We start from the raw sequence: 18,795 nt of genomic DNA on the forward strand, positions 1-18,795 counted from the left end.
GAACATCATGATTATCCTTGATAAACTTACAAAAGCTTTCGGCGAAAAGGTTGCCATAGACATAGCACACTATGAAATCAACCGGGGCGATATGCTCGGACTGGTAGGCAACAACGGTGCGGGAAAGACGACTCTCTTCCGGTTGATGCTCGACTTGCTGAAGGCAGACGGTGGAACAGTGACAGTGAACGGCATTGACGTAAGCCGAAGCGAAAACTGGAAAGCCTTTACCGGCGCATTTATCGACGACGGTTTTCTGATTGATTACCTCACTCCCGAAGAGTATTTCCACTTCATCGGCAAGATGTACGGACTGAAGAAAGAGGAAGTCGACGAACGTCTCATCCCCTTTGAACGCTTCATGAACGGAGAAGTCATCGGACACAAGAAGTTCATCCGCAACTACTCTGCCGGCAACAAGCAGAAGATTGGCATCATCTCTGCCATGCTTCATCATCCGCAATTACTGATTTTGGACGAACCGTTCAACTTTCTCGACCCCAGCTCGCAGTCTGTCATCAAACACCTGCTCAAAAAGTACAATGAAGAGCATCAGGCTACGGTACTCATTTCGAGCCACAACCTGAATCATACCGTAGATGTATGTTCGCGAATCGTTTTGCTGGAACACGGAGCAATCATCAGTGATATTATCAACGAAAACAATTCGGCCGAGAAAGAGTTGGAGACTTATTTTAATGTAGAAGAATAAAATAGACGTTTTTTGAATGGAAATGATGAAAATTAACTTCAAGCTGTTTTTCATATTGGCAGGGCTGACTGCCTTGTTCAGTTCTTGCCGCACATCCGCTCCCCGCCTGGACTATCAGGCTTTGGCGCGGGCTTCCATTTTATTGGGCACAGACATCAATCTCGAAGACAATCATAAACTCTACCTGGAAGCAGCCAACTGGATAGGTACACCCTACCGCAGCGGCGGAGATTCGCGAAAAGGAACCGACTGTTCGGGCATGGTTCATCAGATATACCGGAAAGTGTATCGCGTCCAAGTGCCACGAAACTCGGAAGAACTGAAAAAGAACAGCAGCAAGGTGGCCAAACGCAATCTCAGGGAGGGCGACTTGGTATTCTTCAGCAGCAACCGTTCAAAAAGGAGAGTTGCCCATGTAGGTATCTATCTGAAAAACGGGAAATTCATCCATTCGAGTACAAGCCGGGGAGTAATCGTCAGCAGACTAAGTGAAAACTATTACACCAAGCACTGGATATGTGGCGGCAGAATACGTTAATCATTCCGAAAGACCCTATCTCCAACGTCTGATATAAGTTCAAACAGCCCAAGTGGACTAATGATAAAGTTGTTTTCTATTCATAGAAAACAGCTCAGGCAACCGTATCAAAATTCCAAATTAGCGCTCAAAAACTATAAACGAAGCTTTCATTTATAAAAATGAAGGCTTTGTTTTTATAAATGAAGGCTTCGTTTATAAAAACGCAACCTTCATTTATAGTTTGTATCCGCTTGTCGAAAAGTTTGTTATTGATAGAAAAGAAGTTCAGTATCAATAGAAAGGAAGTTTTCTATTGGTCGTTGTGCCGCAGTCTGTTGGATTATTCAGACCATCTTCTTAAACTTCCGGAACAACATGACTGTCCTTACAATGATTATCACCGCCACTATCGGAGTTACATAATAGTAAAAACAGATTGTAAACAACTTAAATCTATCGTGCAGACAGAACACATCCAACATGGTAACAGCCCAACCGGCCATCCAAACCCAACTCACAACATTCGATAGTTTATCCTTATTCAAATAAGAAATAAAACTGTTGATTAATTCCTTGTTCATAGTCACCTTCCGTACTGATATTTTTTATTTCGTAAGATAGCTTTTTTATTATCAACAAGATACAGAATCTTAATTATTTAGGCTTTATTCACACACTACGGAGGACGCATTTGCCGCAAAATACATTGCAGCAATTACTTTGAATAAAAAAGAGGCGAATATTTGCTTGATTTAAATAAAAGCAGTACTTTTGTGCCCGATTATTCCGCAACGGGTTCGATAAAGAGTTCCTTAAGTGATTAAAGACCACCCGCCGGAGCTAACTTATACATTATATATAAGATGTACGCAATTGTAGAAATTAACGGTCAGCAGTTTAAAGCAGAAGCTGGCAAAAAGTTGTTCGTTCACCACATCGAAGGTGCTGAAAACGGCGCAACAGTAGAATTTGAAAAAGTTCTTTTGGTAGACAAAGAGGGAAACGTAACTGTAGGTGCTCCTGTTGTAGAAGGTGCAAAAGTTGTTTGCCAGGTTGTTTCAAACTTGGTTAAAGGCGACAAAGTTCTTGTTTTCCACAAGAAAAGAAGAAAAGGTTACAGAAAACTGAACGGTCACCGTCAGCAGTTCACTGAGTTAACAATCACAGAAGTAGTAGCTTAATCAAATTAAAAAGTAAGAAGAAATGGCACATAAAAAAGGTGTCGGTAGTTCTAAGAACGGCCGCGAATCACAAAGTAAGAGATTAGGCGTTAAGATATTTGGTGGCGAAGCTTGCAAAGCAGGTAACATCATCGTTCGTCAAAGAGGTACTGAATTCCACCCGGGTGAAAACATCGGAATGGGTAAAGACCACACTCTTTTCGCTTTAGTAGATGGTACAGTTAGTTTCAAAGTTGGTAGAGAAGACAGAAGATATGTTTCTGTAGTTCCTGCAACCGAAGCATAATTGCACAACCCAAAATACAAGGAGAGGGAGATGTAATCCGAAAGGATTGCATCTCCCTTCTTTTTTATGTATGTTTTCATTGCTTGGTTGTTCGTTTTTTCTTTATCTTTGCATCCATTAAACGAAAGTTCATAAAAAGTATAGATATGCTTACCATTAAACAAATTACAGAAAACACAGAAGCGGTACTCCGCGGACTGGAAAAGAAGCATTTCAAGAATGCAAAAGAGACGATAGAGCAAGTCATCGCTCTGAACGACAAGAGACGTAGCACACAAAACCTATTAGATAAAAACTTAGCTGAGGTCAACTCACTTTCACGCACCATCGGACAGTTGATGAAAGAGGGAAAGAAAGAAGAGGCCGAAGCAGCACGCGCACGCGTTGCCGAACTGAAAGAAGGCAACAAGGAACTTGACGCTGCCATGACACAGGCTGCCACCGATATGCAGAATGTACTCTATACGATTCCCAATATCCCTTACGACGAAGTGCCCGAAGGTACAGGCGCAGAAGACAACGTTGTAGAAAAGACAGGCGGAATGGAAACCGAACTTCCCAAAGACGCACTCCCCCATTGGGAACTGGCAAAGAAGTATGACTTAATCGACTTCGACTTAGGCGTCAAAATCACCGGCGCAGGCTTTCCCGTGTACAAAGGCAAAGGCGCACAACTCCAACGTGCCCTTATCAACTTCTTCCTCGACGAAGCACGCAAATCGGGATATACCGAAATCATGCCGCCGACAGTAGTCAACGCCGCTTCCGGTTATGGCACAGGACAACTTCCCGACAAAGAAGGACAGATGTACCACTGCGAAACGGACGACTTGTATCTGATTCCGACAGCAGAGGTTCCGGTCACCAACATCTACCGCGATGTGATTCTGGAAGAGAAACAACTGCCGATTATGAATTGTGCCTATACACAATGTTTCCGCCGCGAAGCAGGCTCATACGGCAAAGACGTACGCGGATTGAATCGCCTGCACGAATTCTCCAAAGTGGAATTGGTGCGCATTGACAAACCCGAACACTCCAAACAGTCGCATCAGGAAATGCTGAATCACGTAGAAGGATTGTTGCAGAAATTGGAATTGCCCTACCGCATCCTTCGCCTTTGCGGCGGCGACATGAGTTTTACTGCCGCACTTTGCTTCGACTTCGAGGTGTACTCGGAAGCACAGAAACGCTGGCTGGAAGTAAGTTCCGTTTCCAATTTCGACACCTATCAGGCAAACCGTCTGAAATGCCGCTATCGCAACGCGGACAAGAAAACCGAACTTTGCCACACACTGAACGGTTCAGCTTTGGCACTGCCGCGCATCGTTGCCGCCCTGCTCGAAAACAATCAGACTCCGGAAGGTATCCGAATACCGAAAGCGCTGGTTCCGTACTGCGGTTTCGACATCATCGACTAAAGTTTCACCACGGATTGCACGGATTTTCACAGATTTTTATTCGGATAGCCGCATGACGCATTCTTTGCTTATCTGTGATAATCTGTGTAGTCTGTGGTGAAAAATTATATTTATAACCTATTAAATACATTTACCCCCATGACAAAAAACACGAAAAGTTTTGTATTGCCTTTGACATTCATCGGCATCATGTTCTTTGCAATTGGTTTTGCATTAGGAATTAACTCGTTATTGGTTCCCGTCTTACAAAAGTCATTAGGAATTTCAAACACGGCGTCTTACCTTATCATTGCTGCCACCTTTATTCCGTTTTTGGTGTTCGGTTATCCTGCCGGGCTTACCATCAAGGCAATCGGTTACAAACGCACCATGTCGTTGTCATTCTTTATTTTCGCAGCGGCTTTCTATCTGTTCATCCTGTCGGCCTCTCAGGAAAGTTTTACGTTATTCCTGTTAGCTTCTTTCATCAGCGGAGCTGCCAATGCATATTTGCAGGCGTCGGTCAATCCGTATATCACAATTTTAGGTCCATTGGAAAGTGCAGCCAAACGTATCAGTATCATGGGTATCTGCAACAAACTGGCGTGGCCTATCCCTGCCATCTTCATCGTATGGCTGTTGGGCAAAGACGTTAGCCTGATTGGTATTGAAGATTTGGGCAAACCGTTCATCATCATCATATGTGCTTTCGTAGCCTTAGGTGTGATGGCTTTCTTCGCGCCACTGCCCGAAGTAAAGGCTGCCGGCGAAGATGAAAGCGAAAACGAAGCCGAAGCCTGTCCTTATGCTGCTACCAAAACATCCGTTTTCCAGTTCCCGCACTTGCTGTTGGGATGTCTGGCACTGTTCTTGTATGTAGGTGTTGAGACTGTTTCGTTGGGCACATTGGTAGACTACGCCAATGCACTCGGTTTGGAAGGTGCCGCCAATTATGCTTGGATTGCTCCTATCGGCATCGTCATCGGTTATATCTGCGGTATTATTTTTATTCCGAAATATCTCAGCCAGGCAGCAGCCTTGAAGATTTGTTCCATTCTTGCCATCGCAGGTTCGCTGTTGGTAGTGCTCACTCCTGCCGAAACGTCCATCTATTTCATCTCGTTCATGGCTTTAGGTTGCTCACTGATGTGGCCCGCCCTGTGGCCGCTTGCTATGGCAGACCTCGGCAAATTCACCAAAGCCGGTTCGTCATTACTTATCATGGCAATGTTCGGTGGAGCAATCATCCCTACCCTCTACGGTTGGCTGAAAGACGTAGCCAGCCCTCAACAAGCATACTGGCTGTGCCTCCCCTGCTTCCTGTTCATCTTATATTATGGAGTAGCCGGATACAAAATCAGAACGAAATAAAAAAAGAGATTCACTCCCCTATTAAGAAGCCACTCAGCAAAAGAGTGGCTTTTCTTTTTCGTTTTTTCGCAAATAAGCCGTATCTTTGTCGATATTTATAACATTCTGACAGCAGTTACGTAACAATACCAACAAATTAATTAGATAATGAACAAAATCATTAGCAAAGAACGCTTTTCGGAGAAAGTATTCAAATTTGAAATTGAAGCTCCTTTAATTGCTAAATCTCGTAAAGCCGGACACTTCGTCATCGTGCGTGTAGGCGAAAAGGGAGAACGTATGCCGTTGACCATCGCCGGTTCCGATGTGAAAAAAGGTACTATCACTCTGGTTGTGCAGGAAGTCGGTTTGTCTTCTACCCGCTTGTGCGAACTGAACGAAGGCGACTACATCACCGACGTGGTAGGCCCGTTGGGACAAGCCACACACATCGAGAAGTTTGGCACAGTAGTCTGCGCCGGCGGCGGTGTGGGCGTAGCTCCGATGCTTCCTATCGTGCAGGCTTTGAAAGCTGCCGGCAATCATGTGATTACCGTATTGGCAGGACGCAACAAAGACCTCATTATACTGGAAAAGGAAATGCGCGAAAGCTCCGATGAAGTCACCATCATGACAGACGACGGTTCGTACGGTCGCAAAGGACTGGTAACGGAAGGTGTGGAAGAGGTCCTCAAACGCGAAAAGGTTGACAAGTGTTTCGCTATCGGTCCCGCCATCATGATGAAATTTGTTTGTTTGCTGACTAAAAAATATGAGATTCCGACCGATGTTTCATTAAACACCATCATGGTGGACGGAACAGGTATGTGCGGCGCTTGCCGTATTACCGTAGGCGGAAAAACAAGATTCGTATGCGTAGATGGACCCGAATTCGATGGCCACCAAGTAGACTTTGACGAAATGCTGAAGCGCATGGGAGCCTTCAGGAACATCGAACGCGAAGAAATGCATAAGTTGCAATCCGAGTGCGAAGCAACGAAGGAAGCCGACGAGAAGAGCCGCAACGCTGCATGGCGACAAGAACTGCGCAAAACCATGAAACCGAAAGAGCGCACGGCTATTCCCCGTGTCGAGATGAACGAACTCGACGCAGAATACCGCTCGCACAGCCGTAAAGAAGAGGTGAACCAGGGATTGACTGCAGAACAGGCAGTTACGGAAGCAAAGCGTTGCCTGGACTGTGCCAATCCGGGATGTATGCAAGGCTGTCCAGTCGGCATTGACATTCCCCGCTTCGTCAAAAACATCGAACGCGGAGAATTCCTCGAAGCAGCCAAAACACTGAAAGAAACAAGTGCGCTTCCCGCCGTATGCGGACGTGTCTGCCCGCAGGAAAAGCAGTGTGAATCGAACTGTATCCATCTGAAGATGAACGAAAAGCCGGTAGCTATTGGTTATCTCGAACGCTTCGCTGCCGACTACGAACGTGAAAGCGGACAGATTTCCGTTCCTGTCATCGCAGATAAAAACGGCATTAAGATAGCCGTTATCGGTTCGGGGCCTGCCGGACTGGCTTTTGCCGGAGATATGGCGAAATACGGATATGATGTGACTGTATTCGAAGCATTGCACGAAATCGGCGGTGTACTGAAATATGGTATTCCCGAATTCCGCCTGCCCAACAAGATTGTGGATGTGGAGATTGACAACCTTTCCAAGATGGGAGTAAACTTCGTCAAAGACTGCATCGTAGGAAAGACCATCAGCGTGGAAGAGTTGCAAGAGGAAGGTTTCAAAGGTATCTTTGTAGCTTCCGGTGCGGGCCTGCCCAACTTCATGAACATTCCGGGAGAGAACTCCATCAATATCATGTCTTCCAACGAATACCTTACCCGTGTCAATCTGATGGATGCTGCCAGCGAAGAGTCCGACACTCCGGTAGCTTTCGGCAAGAACGTAGCGGTAATCGGTGGCGGTAATACTGCAATGGACTCTGTACGCACGGCGAAACGCCTGGGAGCCGAACGTGCCATGATTATCTACCGACGCTCGGAAGAAGAAATGCCTGCGCGCATCGAAGAGGTGAAACACGCCAAAGAAGAGGGAGTGGAATTCCTGACACTGCATAATCCAATCGAATACATCGCTGACGAACAGGGTTGCGTAAAGCAGGTAGTCCTGCAAAAGATGGAATTGGGCGAACCGGATGCTTCCGGACGTCGCAGTCCTGTGGCCATCCCCGGCGAGACGGAAACAATTGACATCGACCTGGCTATCGTAAGTGTCGGCGTATCGCCCAACCCGATTGTTCCGAGTTCCATCAAAGGATTGGAATTGGGACGCAAAGGCACCATCGCCGTCAATGAGAATATGGAATCCTCCATCCCGATGATTTATGCGGGTGGCGACATTGTCCGTGGTGGAGCTACTGTGATTCTTGCTATGGGAGACGGACGCAAGGCCGCCGCCGCCATGAACGAACAGTTAAAAGAAAACATCAGCAAATAGCTGTAGCGGATGCAAATAAAAAGAAAATCTCCATTTGCCTGAGGCAGACGGAGATTTTCTTTTTATCAAAACGTCCAAACTACTTTCTTACTTCACCACCTTGTTTGTCGCAGGGTCCGGGAAAATAACAGTCGGCTTGAACGACTTGGCCTCTTCAAAATCCATCGATGCATAAGACATGATAATGACAATATCGTCCGGTTGCACCTTGCGGGCAGCGGCACCATTCAGGCAAATCTTACCCGAACCGCGTTCACCTTTGATTATATAGGTTTCAAAACGCTCGCCATTATTATTGTCAACGATATGCACCTTCTCACCCGCAATCATGTTCGCAGCATCCAACAGGTCTTCATCAATCGTGATACTGCCCATGTAGTTCAAATTAGCCTCCGTAACACGTGCACAATGAATTTTCGACTTCAACACTTCAATCATCATAAGGTTTCGTCCTTTTAGTTATTCTTTATATTTAATGTTATCAATCAGCCGGACTTCTCCGCAGAACACTGTGATGCATCCTACCGCATAGGAAGTATCTTCCCAATTCTCAATCTTCTGCAATGTGTTTCCGTCTACGATTTCAAAATACTCCAAACGCAAACCCGGAGCGACCGCAATCGCATCTTCCACCATCTTTTGCGTTTCACTCACCGTATGAGCGGCCGCAAAGTTACGACTTTTAAATAAGGTCTGAGAAATATTTAAAGCATTTTCACGTTCCTGTGCCGACAAACGCTGATTACGGCTGCTCAAGGCCAGCCCATCTTCTTCGCGCACAATCGGACAGCCCACTATTTCAAGTTTATATTGCAACTGCCGCACCATCTCACGAATAATTGCCAATTGCTGGAAATCTTTCTCACCGAAATAAGCCTTATCCGGCTGCACGGCATCAAACAATTTGCTTACAATCTGACAAACCCCGTTGAAATGTCCCGGACGGAACGCCCCTTCCATCACCGTATCCAACGGAGCGTAACTGAACTGACGCGTATCCGGTTGCGGATACATCTCACTCACCGAAGGAGCAAATACGAATGCTGCCCCACATTCTTCCAACAAGCGACAGTCTGCATCCAATGTGCGCGGATATTTCTCCAAGTCATTTTTATCGTTGAACTGTGTGGGATTTACAAAAACACTCACAACAGTTACACCATTCTCACTTACGCTGCGCTTTACCAGAGATGCATGGCCCGCGTGTAAAGCACCCATTGTAGGAACCAGTCCCACTGTTTCACCGTGGGCTTTCAGAGCAGACAATTCCGCCTGTAAGTCCTTGATAGTGTGCACTATTTTCATTTTCGTCAATTGGTTTATGTTTTACTCGTTTGCAAAAACTCTGCAAAATAAACTAATATTTGCCACATAAAGAAAGAATATCTTATTTAATGTGTCTTTTTTTTCGTATCTTTGCAGAATATTATAGAGAACTATTGCTATTATGACAAAGGCGAATAAAGTTTTATTTATTACTCAAGAGATTACACCTTACGTTTCAGAATCCGAAATGGCCAATATAGGTAGAAACCTTCCACAGGCAATACAAGAAAAAGGCCGTGAAATCAGAACATTTATGCCCAAATGGGGAAACATCAACGAGCGTAGAAACCAACTTCACGAAGTGATCCGCCTCTCCGGTATGAACCTGATTATTGACGATACTGACCATCCGCTAATTATAAAAGTCGCTTCCATCCAGTCGGCACGTATGCAGGTTTATTTCATCGACAACGATGATTATTTCCAAAACCGCCTGCAAACAACAGACGAGAACGGTATGGAATATGATGACAACGACAGCCGTGCCATCTTCTACGCACGCGGTGTATTGGAAACAGTGAAAAAACTCCGTTGGTGTCCGGATGTAATCCATTGTCACGGTTGGATGACAGCACTGGCACCTCTTTATATAAAGAAAGCATACAAGGACGAACCCTCTTTCCGCGACACCAAAGTCGTTTTCTCCGTATATGAAGACGATTTTAAGAACAACCTTAGTGACGACTTCGCTACAAAATTGTTACTGAAAGGTATTTCCAAAAAAGACTTGGGTACTCTCGAAGGACCGTTGAATTATTCAACGCTCTGCAAACTTGCTGTGGATTATTCCGACGGAGTGATACAGAACAGCGAAAAAGTAGATGAATCCATCATCGAATACGCCCGCCAATCGGGCAAATTGGTACTCGACCATCAGACTCCGGAGAACTATGCCGACGCTTGCAACGAGTTCTACGACCAGGTATGGGAAAGTGCTTCCAATAACAACAAAGAATAAAAATCAAGAAACGACGATCATGAAAGCAAAATACGCCTTAATAGCTTTACTGACAATCACTTTCTGGAACTGTGATGACAACACAGCCGGATTAGGATTGGGTATGTTTCCGGGAAGCGACCAAAATATCAATGGAAAACTGAGTACATTCCATGCTACAACGGAATCTGTTCATGCCGGTCAGATATATGCGATGAGCAATATCGGTTATGTGGGAAAATTCACAGATGATCTATTCGGAACCTATGAAGCCGGATTCTTGGCAGAGTTGAATTGCCCTAAAGGAATGACCTTTCCAAAGGCTTTCTCCGGAGATACAAAAAGCGGAACCGGAAAGATGATGACAAATCTTGATCGTGTCGAAGAAGGTATCAAGAACAAATACATCGTTATTAAGGATGGAGAGACTCCTATCGGTAACTGCCTGATTAATATTTACCTTTGGTATGACAGCTATTTTGGAGATTCGCTGACCGCCTGTCGTTTAAGTATGTATGAATTAGACCAGAAGCTGAGCAATAAATATTGGTATGAAGATGAAAACGCCTATTATACCGACATTGACCCAACGAAATATTATGATGAAGCAGAAAGTCTGTTAGGCAACAAATCCTATACGGCAGTCGATTTGTCCGTTAGCGACTCTATACGTAATCTTTCGACGTATACTCCTTATGTCAGAATCACATTAGACCCATCAAAAACCCAAGAATTGGGACAAAAACTCTTAAAAGAAGGACGGAATTCTGATTTATACGACAAATTCAAAGACATATTCCCCGGATTGTATGTAAAAAGCGATTATGGAGACGGTACCATTCTCTACATCAAAGCTGTACAAATGGACGTAGCATTCTTAGAGCACGCCGTAGACAGTGTGACTGGTGGATTATTGCATACATATACTGGTAAAGACTCGATTGTCTACAACGGACGTTCGTTTACCTCTACCCGTGAAGTCATTCAAGCCAATCGTTTGCAAAACGATAAAGCGGCCATTCAAAAATGCATTGATGATCCTAACTTGACTTATCTGAAAAGTCCGGCGGGAATATTCACTCAAGTAACGCTGCCTGTCGGTGAAATAAACGAACGACTTCAAGGAGATACTTTGAATGCCGTCAAGTTGGATTTCCCTATCTACAATGAAACCAATAATAAGAAGTTCGGAATGTCTGTTCCCAAAAGCGTTTTGCTAATACATAAGAAAGACCAGGATGATTTCTTCAAAAACAATAAGTTGAGTGATGGTATAACTTCTTCTTTATGTGATAATTCATCTTCGTCATATAGCTTTACGCAATATACATTCAACAACATCACCCAAATGATCAATAAATGTCTGGCAGATAGTACGGCAGCACAGAAAGAGATAGACGATAAAGGTTTTGTAATGGTCGCCGTACCGAATTCGGACAATTCGGGAAGTGCCAAAACAGAACGGAAAGTTGAGAGTATTGAAATTTGGAAAGAATTAACCGAATGGAATAAATTTGTACTTATTCCCGTACTTGTCACCAAAGATTCTTCTTCAAGTGACAACTATTACGGCTATGGCAGTAGTTCCAGCCAGATTATCAGCATACAACATGATTTGAAACCGAGTTATGCACGCTTGAAAGGTGGTAAGAATTCGAATAACGTACTAAAAGTTGAGGTTGTATCTACCAACTTCGGAACAAAGTCAAAATAAGAACAATAGAGATTTCCATATAAAAAATAACGCGGATTGCCTGATGTAATCCGCGTTATTTTTTTGATTGCAGCCAAATGGATGCAGACATAATAAAAACCGTGAACTCAATAGAAATCGAGTTCACGGTTTTTTATTCTATTTGAGAACGAAGAATTATCTTACTTTTCTTCTTTCTTTGCAGCAGCTTTCTTGGGTCTGCCAGCCGGTTTCTTGGGCTCGGTGGCAGATTTGGCAGCCTTTTTTTTAGCGGCGGGGTTAGCAGCCGGTTCTTTGGCAGCAGCAGACTTCTTTGTTGTAGTCTTTTTAACCATTTCCTTTGCAACCTTTGCCTGCAATTTCTCAACCTCCTTCTCCAACGCAGTGATTTCGTCGCCCTGGTTCTTAATCGTAGTCAGCAAGGAATTGAGTTCTTCGCTATCAACATCCGCAGGATACAACGAATCTACCCGCTTGATAAAGTCGGCCAGAATATTCATATAATTAGTGAAGGCATCGTAAGGAGAATCATAAATACCGCGATTCAACCACATACCGTTGTTCTTCGTAGTCATAAAACGGAAATTGTTGCTTGCCTGCAAATAATCCCAGTCCTGCTTGATGCGGCGGTCGCCGCTCAAATGAACCCGTTCGGCCACGCTATATAACTTATTGAAGGCTTCACGCTGCATCACATTACCCAACCAGCAGCTCGTATCTCTTTCCTCGTCTATCCATGACAACGGATAGGGAACATCGAGCTGAGAGACAGATTTCAACTTTGTCACGATTTCGGTCGGTGTAGCGAAAGTAATGCCTTTCGCTTTCGCACACTCAGGCAAAGCCTTCAGGAACTCAAGAATATTGGAAGACAACGGTTGGGCCATACCCAGCGCACTCAATTCCATAAAGATATTGATAACCTGTTCCTCCTGCGGGAGCGCATCAATCCAACTGATGTATTTATCGGCAAACAAAGGATATTCCGCCCAATCCGAATTGGAAAAACGCAAACTTACATCATCCGACAATTTGAAGTCCCTCAACAGGAGTTTGAGGCCCGGAGCCTGATTGCAGTGGTACACGTAATGCGGGCTCTTCCATCCCAACACGTGCTTGGCTCCTTCGGTCAACATACCCTTGAAGCCCATAGAAGCCACCAGACCACCAATCTCGTCCGAATAAATCAGACTGGAATTGCGGAATACTTTCGGTTCTTTTCCAAACATCTGTTTCAGCTTGTCGCGCTGGCGAAGCACTTCCTCACGGAAGCAATCTTCATTGGCCAACGAAGACAGACCATGCGAATAGGGTTCGCACAAGAACTCGCAGCAACCGGTATCATTCAACTGATGCAGCAAATCAATCACTGCCGGAGCATGAATTTCGAGCTGTTCCAACGCCACTCCCGAAATAGACAATGCAACCTTGAAAGCACCGCCCGAATTCTTCGCCATCTCAATCAAAGTGCTGAGAGCGGGGATATAGGAACGTTCGGCCACCTCATTCATTCCCGTTTCGTTGGCATAATCATCGTAATAGTAATGGTCGTTACCGATATCGAAGAAGCGATAACGTTTCAAATGTATAATTTGATGTATCTCAAAATAAAGACAGATAGTTCTCATTTTTATATATTGTTTCGTTATTTACCATAGTTTCTTAACACATCCTCGTAGAGAGCACGGATTCTCAGACCGACCTTCTCCCAAGTAATTCCGTCAACTTCCTTCTTTCCTTCATCCTGCAGATAACTGAAAAGCGACGGATTGGTACAGATGGAATAAATGGCGTCGGCCATAGCATGAATATCCCAGTAATCGGTTTTAATCACCTTGTCGAGAATTTCGCCACATCCCGATTGCTTCGATATAATGGAAGGCGTTCCACACTGCATGGCTTCCAACGGAGCAATACCGAAAGGTTCGGAGACAGATGGCATAACAAACACATCACTGTTCTTGTAAACCTCATACACTTGCCGGCCTTTCATAAAGCCCGGGAAATGGAAACGGTCGGCAATACCGCGTTCGGCAGCCAAATTAATCATTGCATTCAGCATATCGCCTGAGCCTGCCATCACAAAACGGATGTTACGGGTGCGTTGCAACACAAGTGCGGCAGCCTCCACAAAGTATTCGGGGCCTTTCTGCATGGTGATACGTCCGAGGAAAGTAACCACTTTCTCTTTCGTATGCTCGGGACGCGGAATATCCAACAATTCCTGCGACAACGGATAGACGGCATTGTGCATGGCAAATACCTTGCGCGGGTCCTGATGATACTCGTTGATAACCGTGCGGCGGGTAAGTTCGGACACACACATGATGCAATCGGCATGATCCATACCATTCTTCTCGATGGCATAAACGGTGGGATTGACCTTCCCGCGCGAACGGTCGAAATCCGTTGCATGAACATGAATGCAAAGCGGCTTTCCGCTCACCATCTTAGCGTGTACTCCGGCAGGATAGGTCAGCCAGTCGTGCGCATGAATAATGTCGAATTGCTCCCGACGAGCCACCACACCGGCGATAATGGAAAAGTTGTTAATCTCTTCGTGCAGATTTCCGGGATAACCGCCGGCAAACTCCATACATCCCAAGTCGTTGACATTCATATAAGAGAAATCGGCATAGATATGGTCGCGGTAAGAGTAGTATTCTTCGGGCGACATATTTGCCTGCAAGCGGGATTTCAGGTAATCGTAGTGAACATCGCGCCATACGACAGGCACTTGGTTCATACCGACAATTTTCAAGAACTGTTCTTCTTCGCCTGTGGGTTTGGGCATACAGAAGATAGTCTCCATGTCACCCTGCAAGCTCAACCCTTTGGTTATTCCGTAAGAAGCAACTGCAAGACCACCATATATTTTCGGGGGAAATTCCCAACCAAACATCAAAACTTTCATCTTCGTTCCTCCTTTCTTTAATAATATTTAGACAGCAGCTTCAAAACACGCAGGATTTCGGCCGTATTCATTGCAAAAGAGACGGCTCCCCGACCTCTGAACGGCGGATTCCCGTCAAACAGTTCGGCAATGGAAGCGATACAGTGACTTGTCATTTCGTCATCATATCCAATCAACTGACGCTCTACAAACGACAGTCCGCTCATTTTATAGATGCGGAGATAGGCTTCGAGATAGAATCCCATCAGCCAGGGCCAGGCCGTTCCCTGATGATATGCATAGTCGCGCTGCACCTGCGGCCCAACGTAGTTCGGATTGTATCCCCCACTCTTCGGACTTAAAGAACGGATTCCTTTCGGAGTGAGCAGTTCTTTGGTCACGATATCGAGCACCTGTTTCTTTTGCGCCCGGTCTAACGGAGAGTAATCGAATGCGGCGGCAAATATCATATTGGGACGTACGCTCCAGTCCATCATATTGCCGTCGACATAGTCGAGCAGATATCCGTATTCGTTGCGGAACACATCGACAAACGATTTGCCGGTCACTTCCGCCTGTGCGTCAAGCGCGTCGGCCAAGTGCACCTCACCGCCTTCACACAGCAAATCGGCTGTAAAACGCAGTGCATTGTACCACAAAGCATTAAATTCAACAATGTATCCTGTACGCGGAATTACCGGATGGCCGTTGACGGTGGAGTTCATCCACGTAATCGCTTTCTCTGTTCCATTGGCATAAAGCAATCCGTTTTCGTGAAGGAAGAGGTTATCATGCTTCCGTTGACGGATAAATTCCATGATGTCCTTCAACAGTTCGCCGTACTTCTGACGGCACTGCTCACGGGAGGTCTCCTTAGCATATTGTTGCAAAGCCCAAACGGCCCAAAGCAATACATCGGGATGCTCCATTTCGTAAATCCTGTAGCCGACCGGCTCTTCTTTCATGAAATTACGAATCGCCTTTTCGGCCGTTTTCATCACATCTTCAAACTCTTCCACTTCATCAATGGCAAGTGTGAGTCCCGGCAAAGCAATGAACATATCGCGTGCACGGCATTTGAACCAGGGATAACCGGCGAGGATATAATGCTCGCCCTCCTGCCGGTTGTGGAACTGATGGGCGGAGTTCTTCAGACAGTGGTAGAAACTGTCGCGCGGCGTACGGTCGGCCACTTCGGCTTCAAAAGTCTGTTTGAGTTTTCGGGGAGTGGTTTCGGAGATTCCGGCAGAGAAAACAATGCTCTCTCCTTTCTTTATATCGACCTCGAAATAGCCGGGCACATACAAATCTTCGTTGAAGTCATAGCCCCGTTCCTGTTCCTTCGGATATTCAATGCCCCGATACCAGTCGGGCTGGAAGTGAAACTCACATTTTTTGTTCAACTGCATATAAAGTTCCGGATAGCCGGGATACATACAGGTCTTTATACCGTTCTCCACAAGCTGGTAGTCGCGGCTTGCCTGCGCGTTTTCGTGCGTGTACTCGCGCACGCTTCTGAAAGCGAGGAAGGGGCGGAAGCGCAACGTCGTTGCCGAATGTGCGTCGAGCAGCGTATAACGAATCAGGATTCTGTTTTCATGATGTACAAAGATTTTTTCTTTGCGGAGAACCACGCCTCCAACACGATAAGTTGTCGCCGGAATATGTTCGCAATCAAACTCACGGATATATTTGTGTCCGTTAGGACTGAAATTGTTTCCCTGATATTTATGCAATCCCAAGTTAAACTCCGCACCGTGTTGAATTACCGTTTCATCAAGAGAAGATAGCAGCACATGATTTTCATCATCGAGATTGGGAATTGGAATTACCAACAGTCCGTGATATTTGCGTGTGTTACAATCAACAATCGTTGTACAATGATAAGCTCCTGCCTTGTTCGTCCGGAGAATTTCCCTTTGAAGAGATTCTTCCAGATTCGTCATGAGGGTCTTGTCAAATCGTAAATAACTCATAGTTGTGCATTTATTTAAAGGTTAATTATTGGCTGTCATATCACACCTGCATATATCACCGCATCCGTTAAAAAAAATCCGTAGCGCCATACACAGCAGGTATAACGCCCAAATGTACAAATTATTGATAAAAACAAAAATAAAAAGGCTTTTTATTTTCAGTTTTTGTGCAAATATTCATAGGATTGCGTAAAATTCGTAAAGAATTTGTTGTTTTCCCTAACAGCCCGGCTTCCGGCTCCTTGTATGCATCTAATCTTTTTCTTGCGACGGTTTACTGTAGACGATGCGGACGACTGTTTTTTCCTTTACTAAGATTTATTCGTCTGACTATAGTTAAAGTTGCGTCTGACTATAGTGTTTCTTTCGTCTGACTATAGTCAGACGAAAAGTGCACTGTAGTCAGACGAATAAATTTATGCATTCGGGCGGTTAGTCGTCAGGCAACGGAGAATTAAACCATAGGCAATTCTCCGCTACGCTTTCCTATACAGCAAACAGAAATCCTGTTCTTTTCCTTTTTTAAACGGAGAACCCGTATAAAAAGGAAAAGAACAGGATTATAAAACAACTTTTTTTTGGGGGGATAATACTCAGGCCTTCTGCAACGCCTCAATCAGCAACGTTATATTAGCTGTGAACAACCTTACCGAAATGGCCAACAAGATAATACCGAAAAATTTACGTATCAGATAAATACCGCCTTTTCCGAGAAAACGTTCCACGCGTCCGGTCATACTTATTACGAAGTACACCCAAACCATGTTCAGCACCAAAGCTACGAGGATATTAATGCTGGCATATTCCGCCCGGAGAGAAAGTAAGGTGGTAAAAGCGCCGGCTCCTGCCACCAGAGGAAAGACAAGAGGCACCAGGGTGGCCTCCTTGATGGGACCCTGGTTCTTGAATATCTCAACATCCAGAATCATTTCTAACGACATAAGGAAGATGACAAACGCACCGGCAACGGCAAAGGATTCAATATCTACGTGGAAAAGTTTCAGCATCATGTCGCCTGCATAGAAAAATCCTATCAGCAGGGCAAAAGAGATGAGCGTGGCTTTCATTGCATCCACATCCTTGCCTTTTTCCTTCAAATTAATAATAATAGGTATAGAACCAATAATATCTATTACTGCAAAAAGTACGATAAACGCACTTATCATTTGTTGCCAATTGAAGCCTGCAAACATAATTCCCTCCTTTTTTTTCTGCAAATATACTCTATTTTTATGCATTCAAACAATAAAAAAATCAAAAAGAAAGGGGAGATATTCGCAGCCGTGTGGCATTATGAGTAAATTTGTACGATAAACAAGAGATTACGACGTATGGAAACCATGTTCGACACCTTGCTCCAATTGCCTTTATTCCAAGGTCTTTGCAATGAGGATTTTACCAACATCTTAGATAAGGTAAAGCTACACTTTACCAAGTATAAAGCGGGAGAAACTATCATTGAACGCGACACTCCTTGCGTGCAGCTTTGCTTTCTGCTGAAAGGCGAGGTGTCCATCGTCACCAATTCCAAAGAAAACATCTACACCGTCATCGAACAGATGGAAGCGCCCTACCTGATAGAACCTCAATCGTTGTTCGGCATGAATACCAGTTACAATTCTTCTTACATGGCGCATACGGAGGTCCACACGGTAAGCATCAGCAAATCGTTTGTGCTTAGCGAATTGTTCAAGTACGAAATCTTCCGGCTCAACTATATGAACATTGTCAGCAACCGTGCGCAGAATATGTATGCACGTTTATGGGAAGCGCCCACGCAAGACTTAAGAAGCAAAATCATCCGTTTTTTCCTGCTGCATTGCGAGAAGCCGCAAGGAACGAAGGTATTCAAGATGAAAATGGACGACCTTGCCCGCTACATGGACGACACACGGCTGAATACTTCCAAAGCGCTTAATGAACTGCAAGCCAACGGTCTGATTGAATTGCGGCGAAAAGAGATTCTTATCCCGAACGGGCAGAAACTGATAGACGGACAGGATTAAAGCCAATCGACAAAGGAATTCATCATAAAAAAAGTCTCAACGGTAC

The 18,795-nt window shown here is 44.9% G+C and carries 16 protein-coding genes; 10 read left to right on the top strand and 6 right to left on the bottom strand.

What is annotated here, in order from left to right:
- Positions 1-7: 7 nt before the first annotated feature.
- The 7 genes from QZ331_RS01460 (at position 8) to QZ331_RS01490 (ending at position 7,918) form a co-directional block, all read left to right on the top strand.
- Entirely contained in the window at positions 8-712 is a 705-nt protein-coding gene (locus tag QZ331_RS01460; RefSeq protein ID WP_294627382.1) for an ABC transporter ATP-binding protein, read from the top strand.
- Between the two features lie 25 nt (positions 713-737).
- A complete protein-coding gene (locus QZ331_RS01465; protein ID WP_294627501.1) occupies positions 738-1,250 on the top strand; it encodes an NlpC/P60 family protein in 513 nt (170 codons plus the stop codon).
- Positions 1,251-2,095: 845 nt separating this feature from the next.
- A complete protein-coding gene (gene rplU, locus QZ331_RS01470; protein WP_294627384.1) occupies positions 2,096-2,413 on the top strand; it encodes a 50S ribosomal protein L21 in 318 nt (105 codons plus the stop codon).
- 22 nt (positions 2,414-2,435) lie between these two features.
- Positions 2,436-2,699 carry a 50S ribosomal protein L27 gene (gene rpmA, locus QZ331_RS01475; protein WP_065537887.1) on the top strand — a complete coding sequence of 88 codons (264 nt, stop codon included), beginning with the start codon at positions 2,436-2,438 and terminating at the stop codon, positions 2,697-2,699.
- A gap of 146 nt (positions 2,700-2,845) precedes the next feature.
- Complete coding sequence (serS, locus tag QZ331_RS01480; RefSeq protein WP_294627387.1) at positions 2,846-4,120, top strand: serine--tRNA ligase; 1,275 nt, start codon at positions 2,846-2,848, stop codon at positions 4,118-4,120.
- Positions 4,121-4,258: 138 nt separating this feature from the next.
- Positions 4,259-5,470, top strand: coding sequence for an MFS transporter (locus QZ331_RS01485; RefSeq protein WP_294627389.1), 1,212 nt, complete (start codon positions 4,259-4,261; stop codon positions 5,468-5,470).
- A 147-nt stretch (positions 5,471-5,617) separates the two neighbouring features.
- Positions 5,618-7,918, top strand: a complete 2,301-nt coding sequence (locus QZ331_RS01490; protein ID WP_294627390.1) for a bifunctional dihydroorotate dehydrogenase B NAD binding subunit/NADPH-dependent glutamate synthase — start codon at positions 5,618-5,620, stop codon at positions 7,916-7,918.
- Positions 7,919-8,005: 87 nt separating this feature from the next.
- On the opposite strand, the gene panD is transcribed toward QZ331_RS01490, so the two are convergent.
- The gene (gene panD / locus QZ331_RS01495; RefSeq protein ID WP_294627391.1) at positions 8,006-8,359 is read right to left on the bottom strand and encodes an aspartate 1-decarboxylase; all 354 of its coding nucleotides are present in this window, start codon (positions 8,357-8,359) and stop codon (positions 8,006-8,008) included.
- A gap of 18 nt (positions 8,360-8,377) precedes the next feature.
- On the bottom strand, positions 8,378-9,223 hold the full coding sequence (panC, locus tag QZ331_RS01500) for a pantoate--beta-alanine ligase (RefSeq protein ID WP_294627393.1): 846 nt from the start codon (positions 9,221-9,223) through the stop codon (positions 8,378-8,380).
- 142 nt (positions 9,224-9,365) lie between these two features.
- On the opposite strand from panC, the gene QZ331_RS01505 reads away from it, so the two are divergent.
- Together QZ331_RS01505 and QZ331_RS01510 are read left to right on the top strand one after the other, a co-directional pair.
- The gene (locus QZ331_RS01505) at positions 9,366-10,202 is read left to right on the top strand and encodes a glycogen/starch synthase (protein ID WP_294627395.1); all 837 of its coding nucleotides are present in this window, start codon (positions 9,366-9,368) and stop codon (positions 10,200-10,202) included.
- 19 nt (positions 10,203-10,221) lie between these two features.
- The gene (locus QZ331_RS01510) at positions 10,222-11,895 is read left to right on the top strand and encodes a DUF4270 domain-containing protein (RefSeq protein ID WP_294627397.1); all 1,674 of its coding nucleotides are present in this window, start codon (positions 10,222-10,224) and stop codon (positions 11,893-11,895) included.
- A gap of 161 nt (positions 11,896-12,056) precedes the next feature.
- On the opposite strand, the gene QZ331_RS01515 is transcribed toward QZ331_RS01510, so the two are convergent.
- The 4 genes from QZ331_RS01515 to QZ331_RS01530 all read right to left on the bottom strand — a co-directional run bounded on the left by QZ331_RS01515 (position 12,057) and on the right by QZ331_RS01530 (position 17,936).
- Positions 12,057-13,502 (bottom strand): glycoside hydrolase family 57 protein, encoded by a 1,446-nt coding sequence (locus QZ331_RS01515; RefSeq protein WP_294627399.1) that lies wholly within the window; start codon positions 13,500-13,502, stop codon positions 12,057-12,059.
- Between the two features lie 17 nt (positions 13,503-13,519).
- Positions 13,520-14,788 (bottom strand): glycosyltransferase family 4 protein, encoded by a 1,269-nt coding sequence (locus QZ331_RS01520; RefSeq protein WP_294627401.1) that lies wholly within the window; start codon positions 14,786-14,788, stop codon positions 13,520-13,522.
- Positions 14,789-14,805: 17 nt separating this feature from the next.
- Positions 14,806-16,743 carry a glycogen debranching enzyme N-terminal domain-containing protein gene (locus QZ331_RS01525; protein WP_294627404.1) on the bottom strand — a complete coding sequence of 646 codons (1,938 nt, stop codon included), beginning with the start codon at positions 16,741-16,743 and terminating at the stop codon, positions 14,806-14,808.
- Positions 16,744-17,336: 593 nt separating this feature from the next.
- Complete coding sequence (locus tag QZ331_RS01530) at positions 17,337-17,936, bottom strand: MarC family protein (RefSeq protein ID WP_294627503.1); 600 nt, start codon at positions 17,934-17,936, stop codon at positions 17,337-17,339.
- Between the two features lie 138 nt (positions 17,937-18,074).
- Here QZ331_RS01530 and QZ331_RS01535 point away from each other — a divergent pair, with 138 nt between their 5' ends.
- A complete protein-coding gene (locus tag QZ331_RS01535) occupies positions 18,075-18,749 on the top strand; it encodes a Crp/Fnr family transcriptional regulator (RefSeq protein WP_294627406.1) in 675 nt (224 codons plus the stop codon).
- Positions 18,750-18,795: the final 46 nt, after the last annotated feature.

The organism is uncultured Bacteroides sp. (assembly GCF_910586915.1).
Classification (GTDB): Bacteria; Bacteroidota; Bacteroidia; order Bacteroidales; family Bacteroidaceae; genus Bacteroides.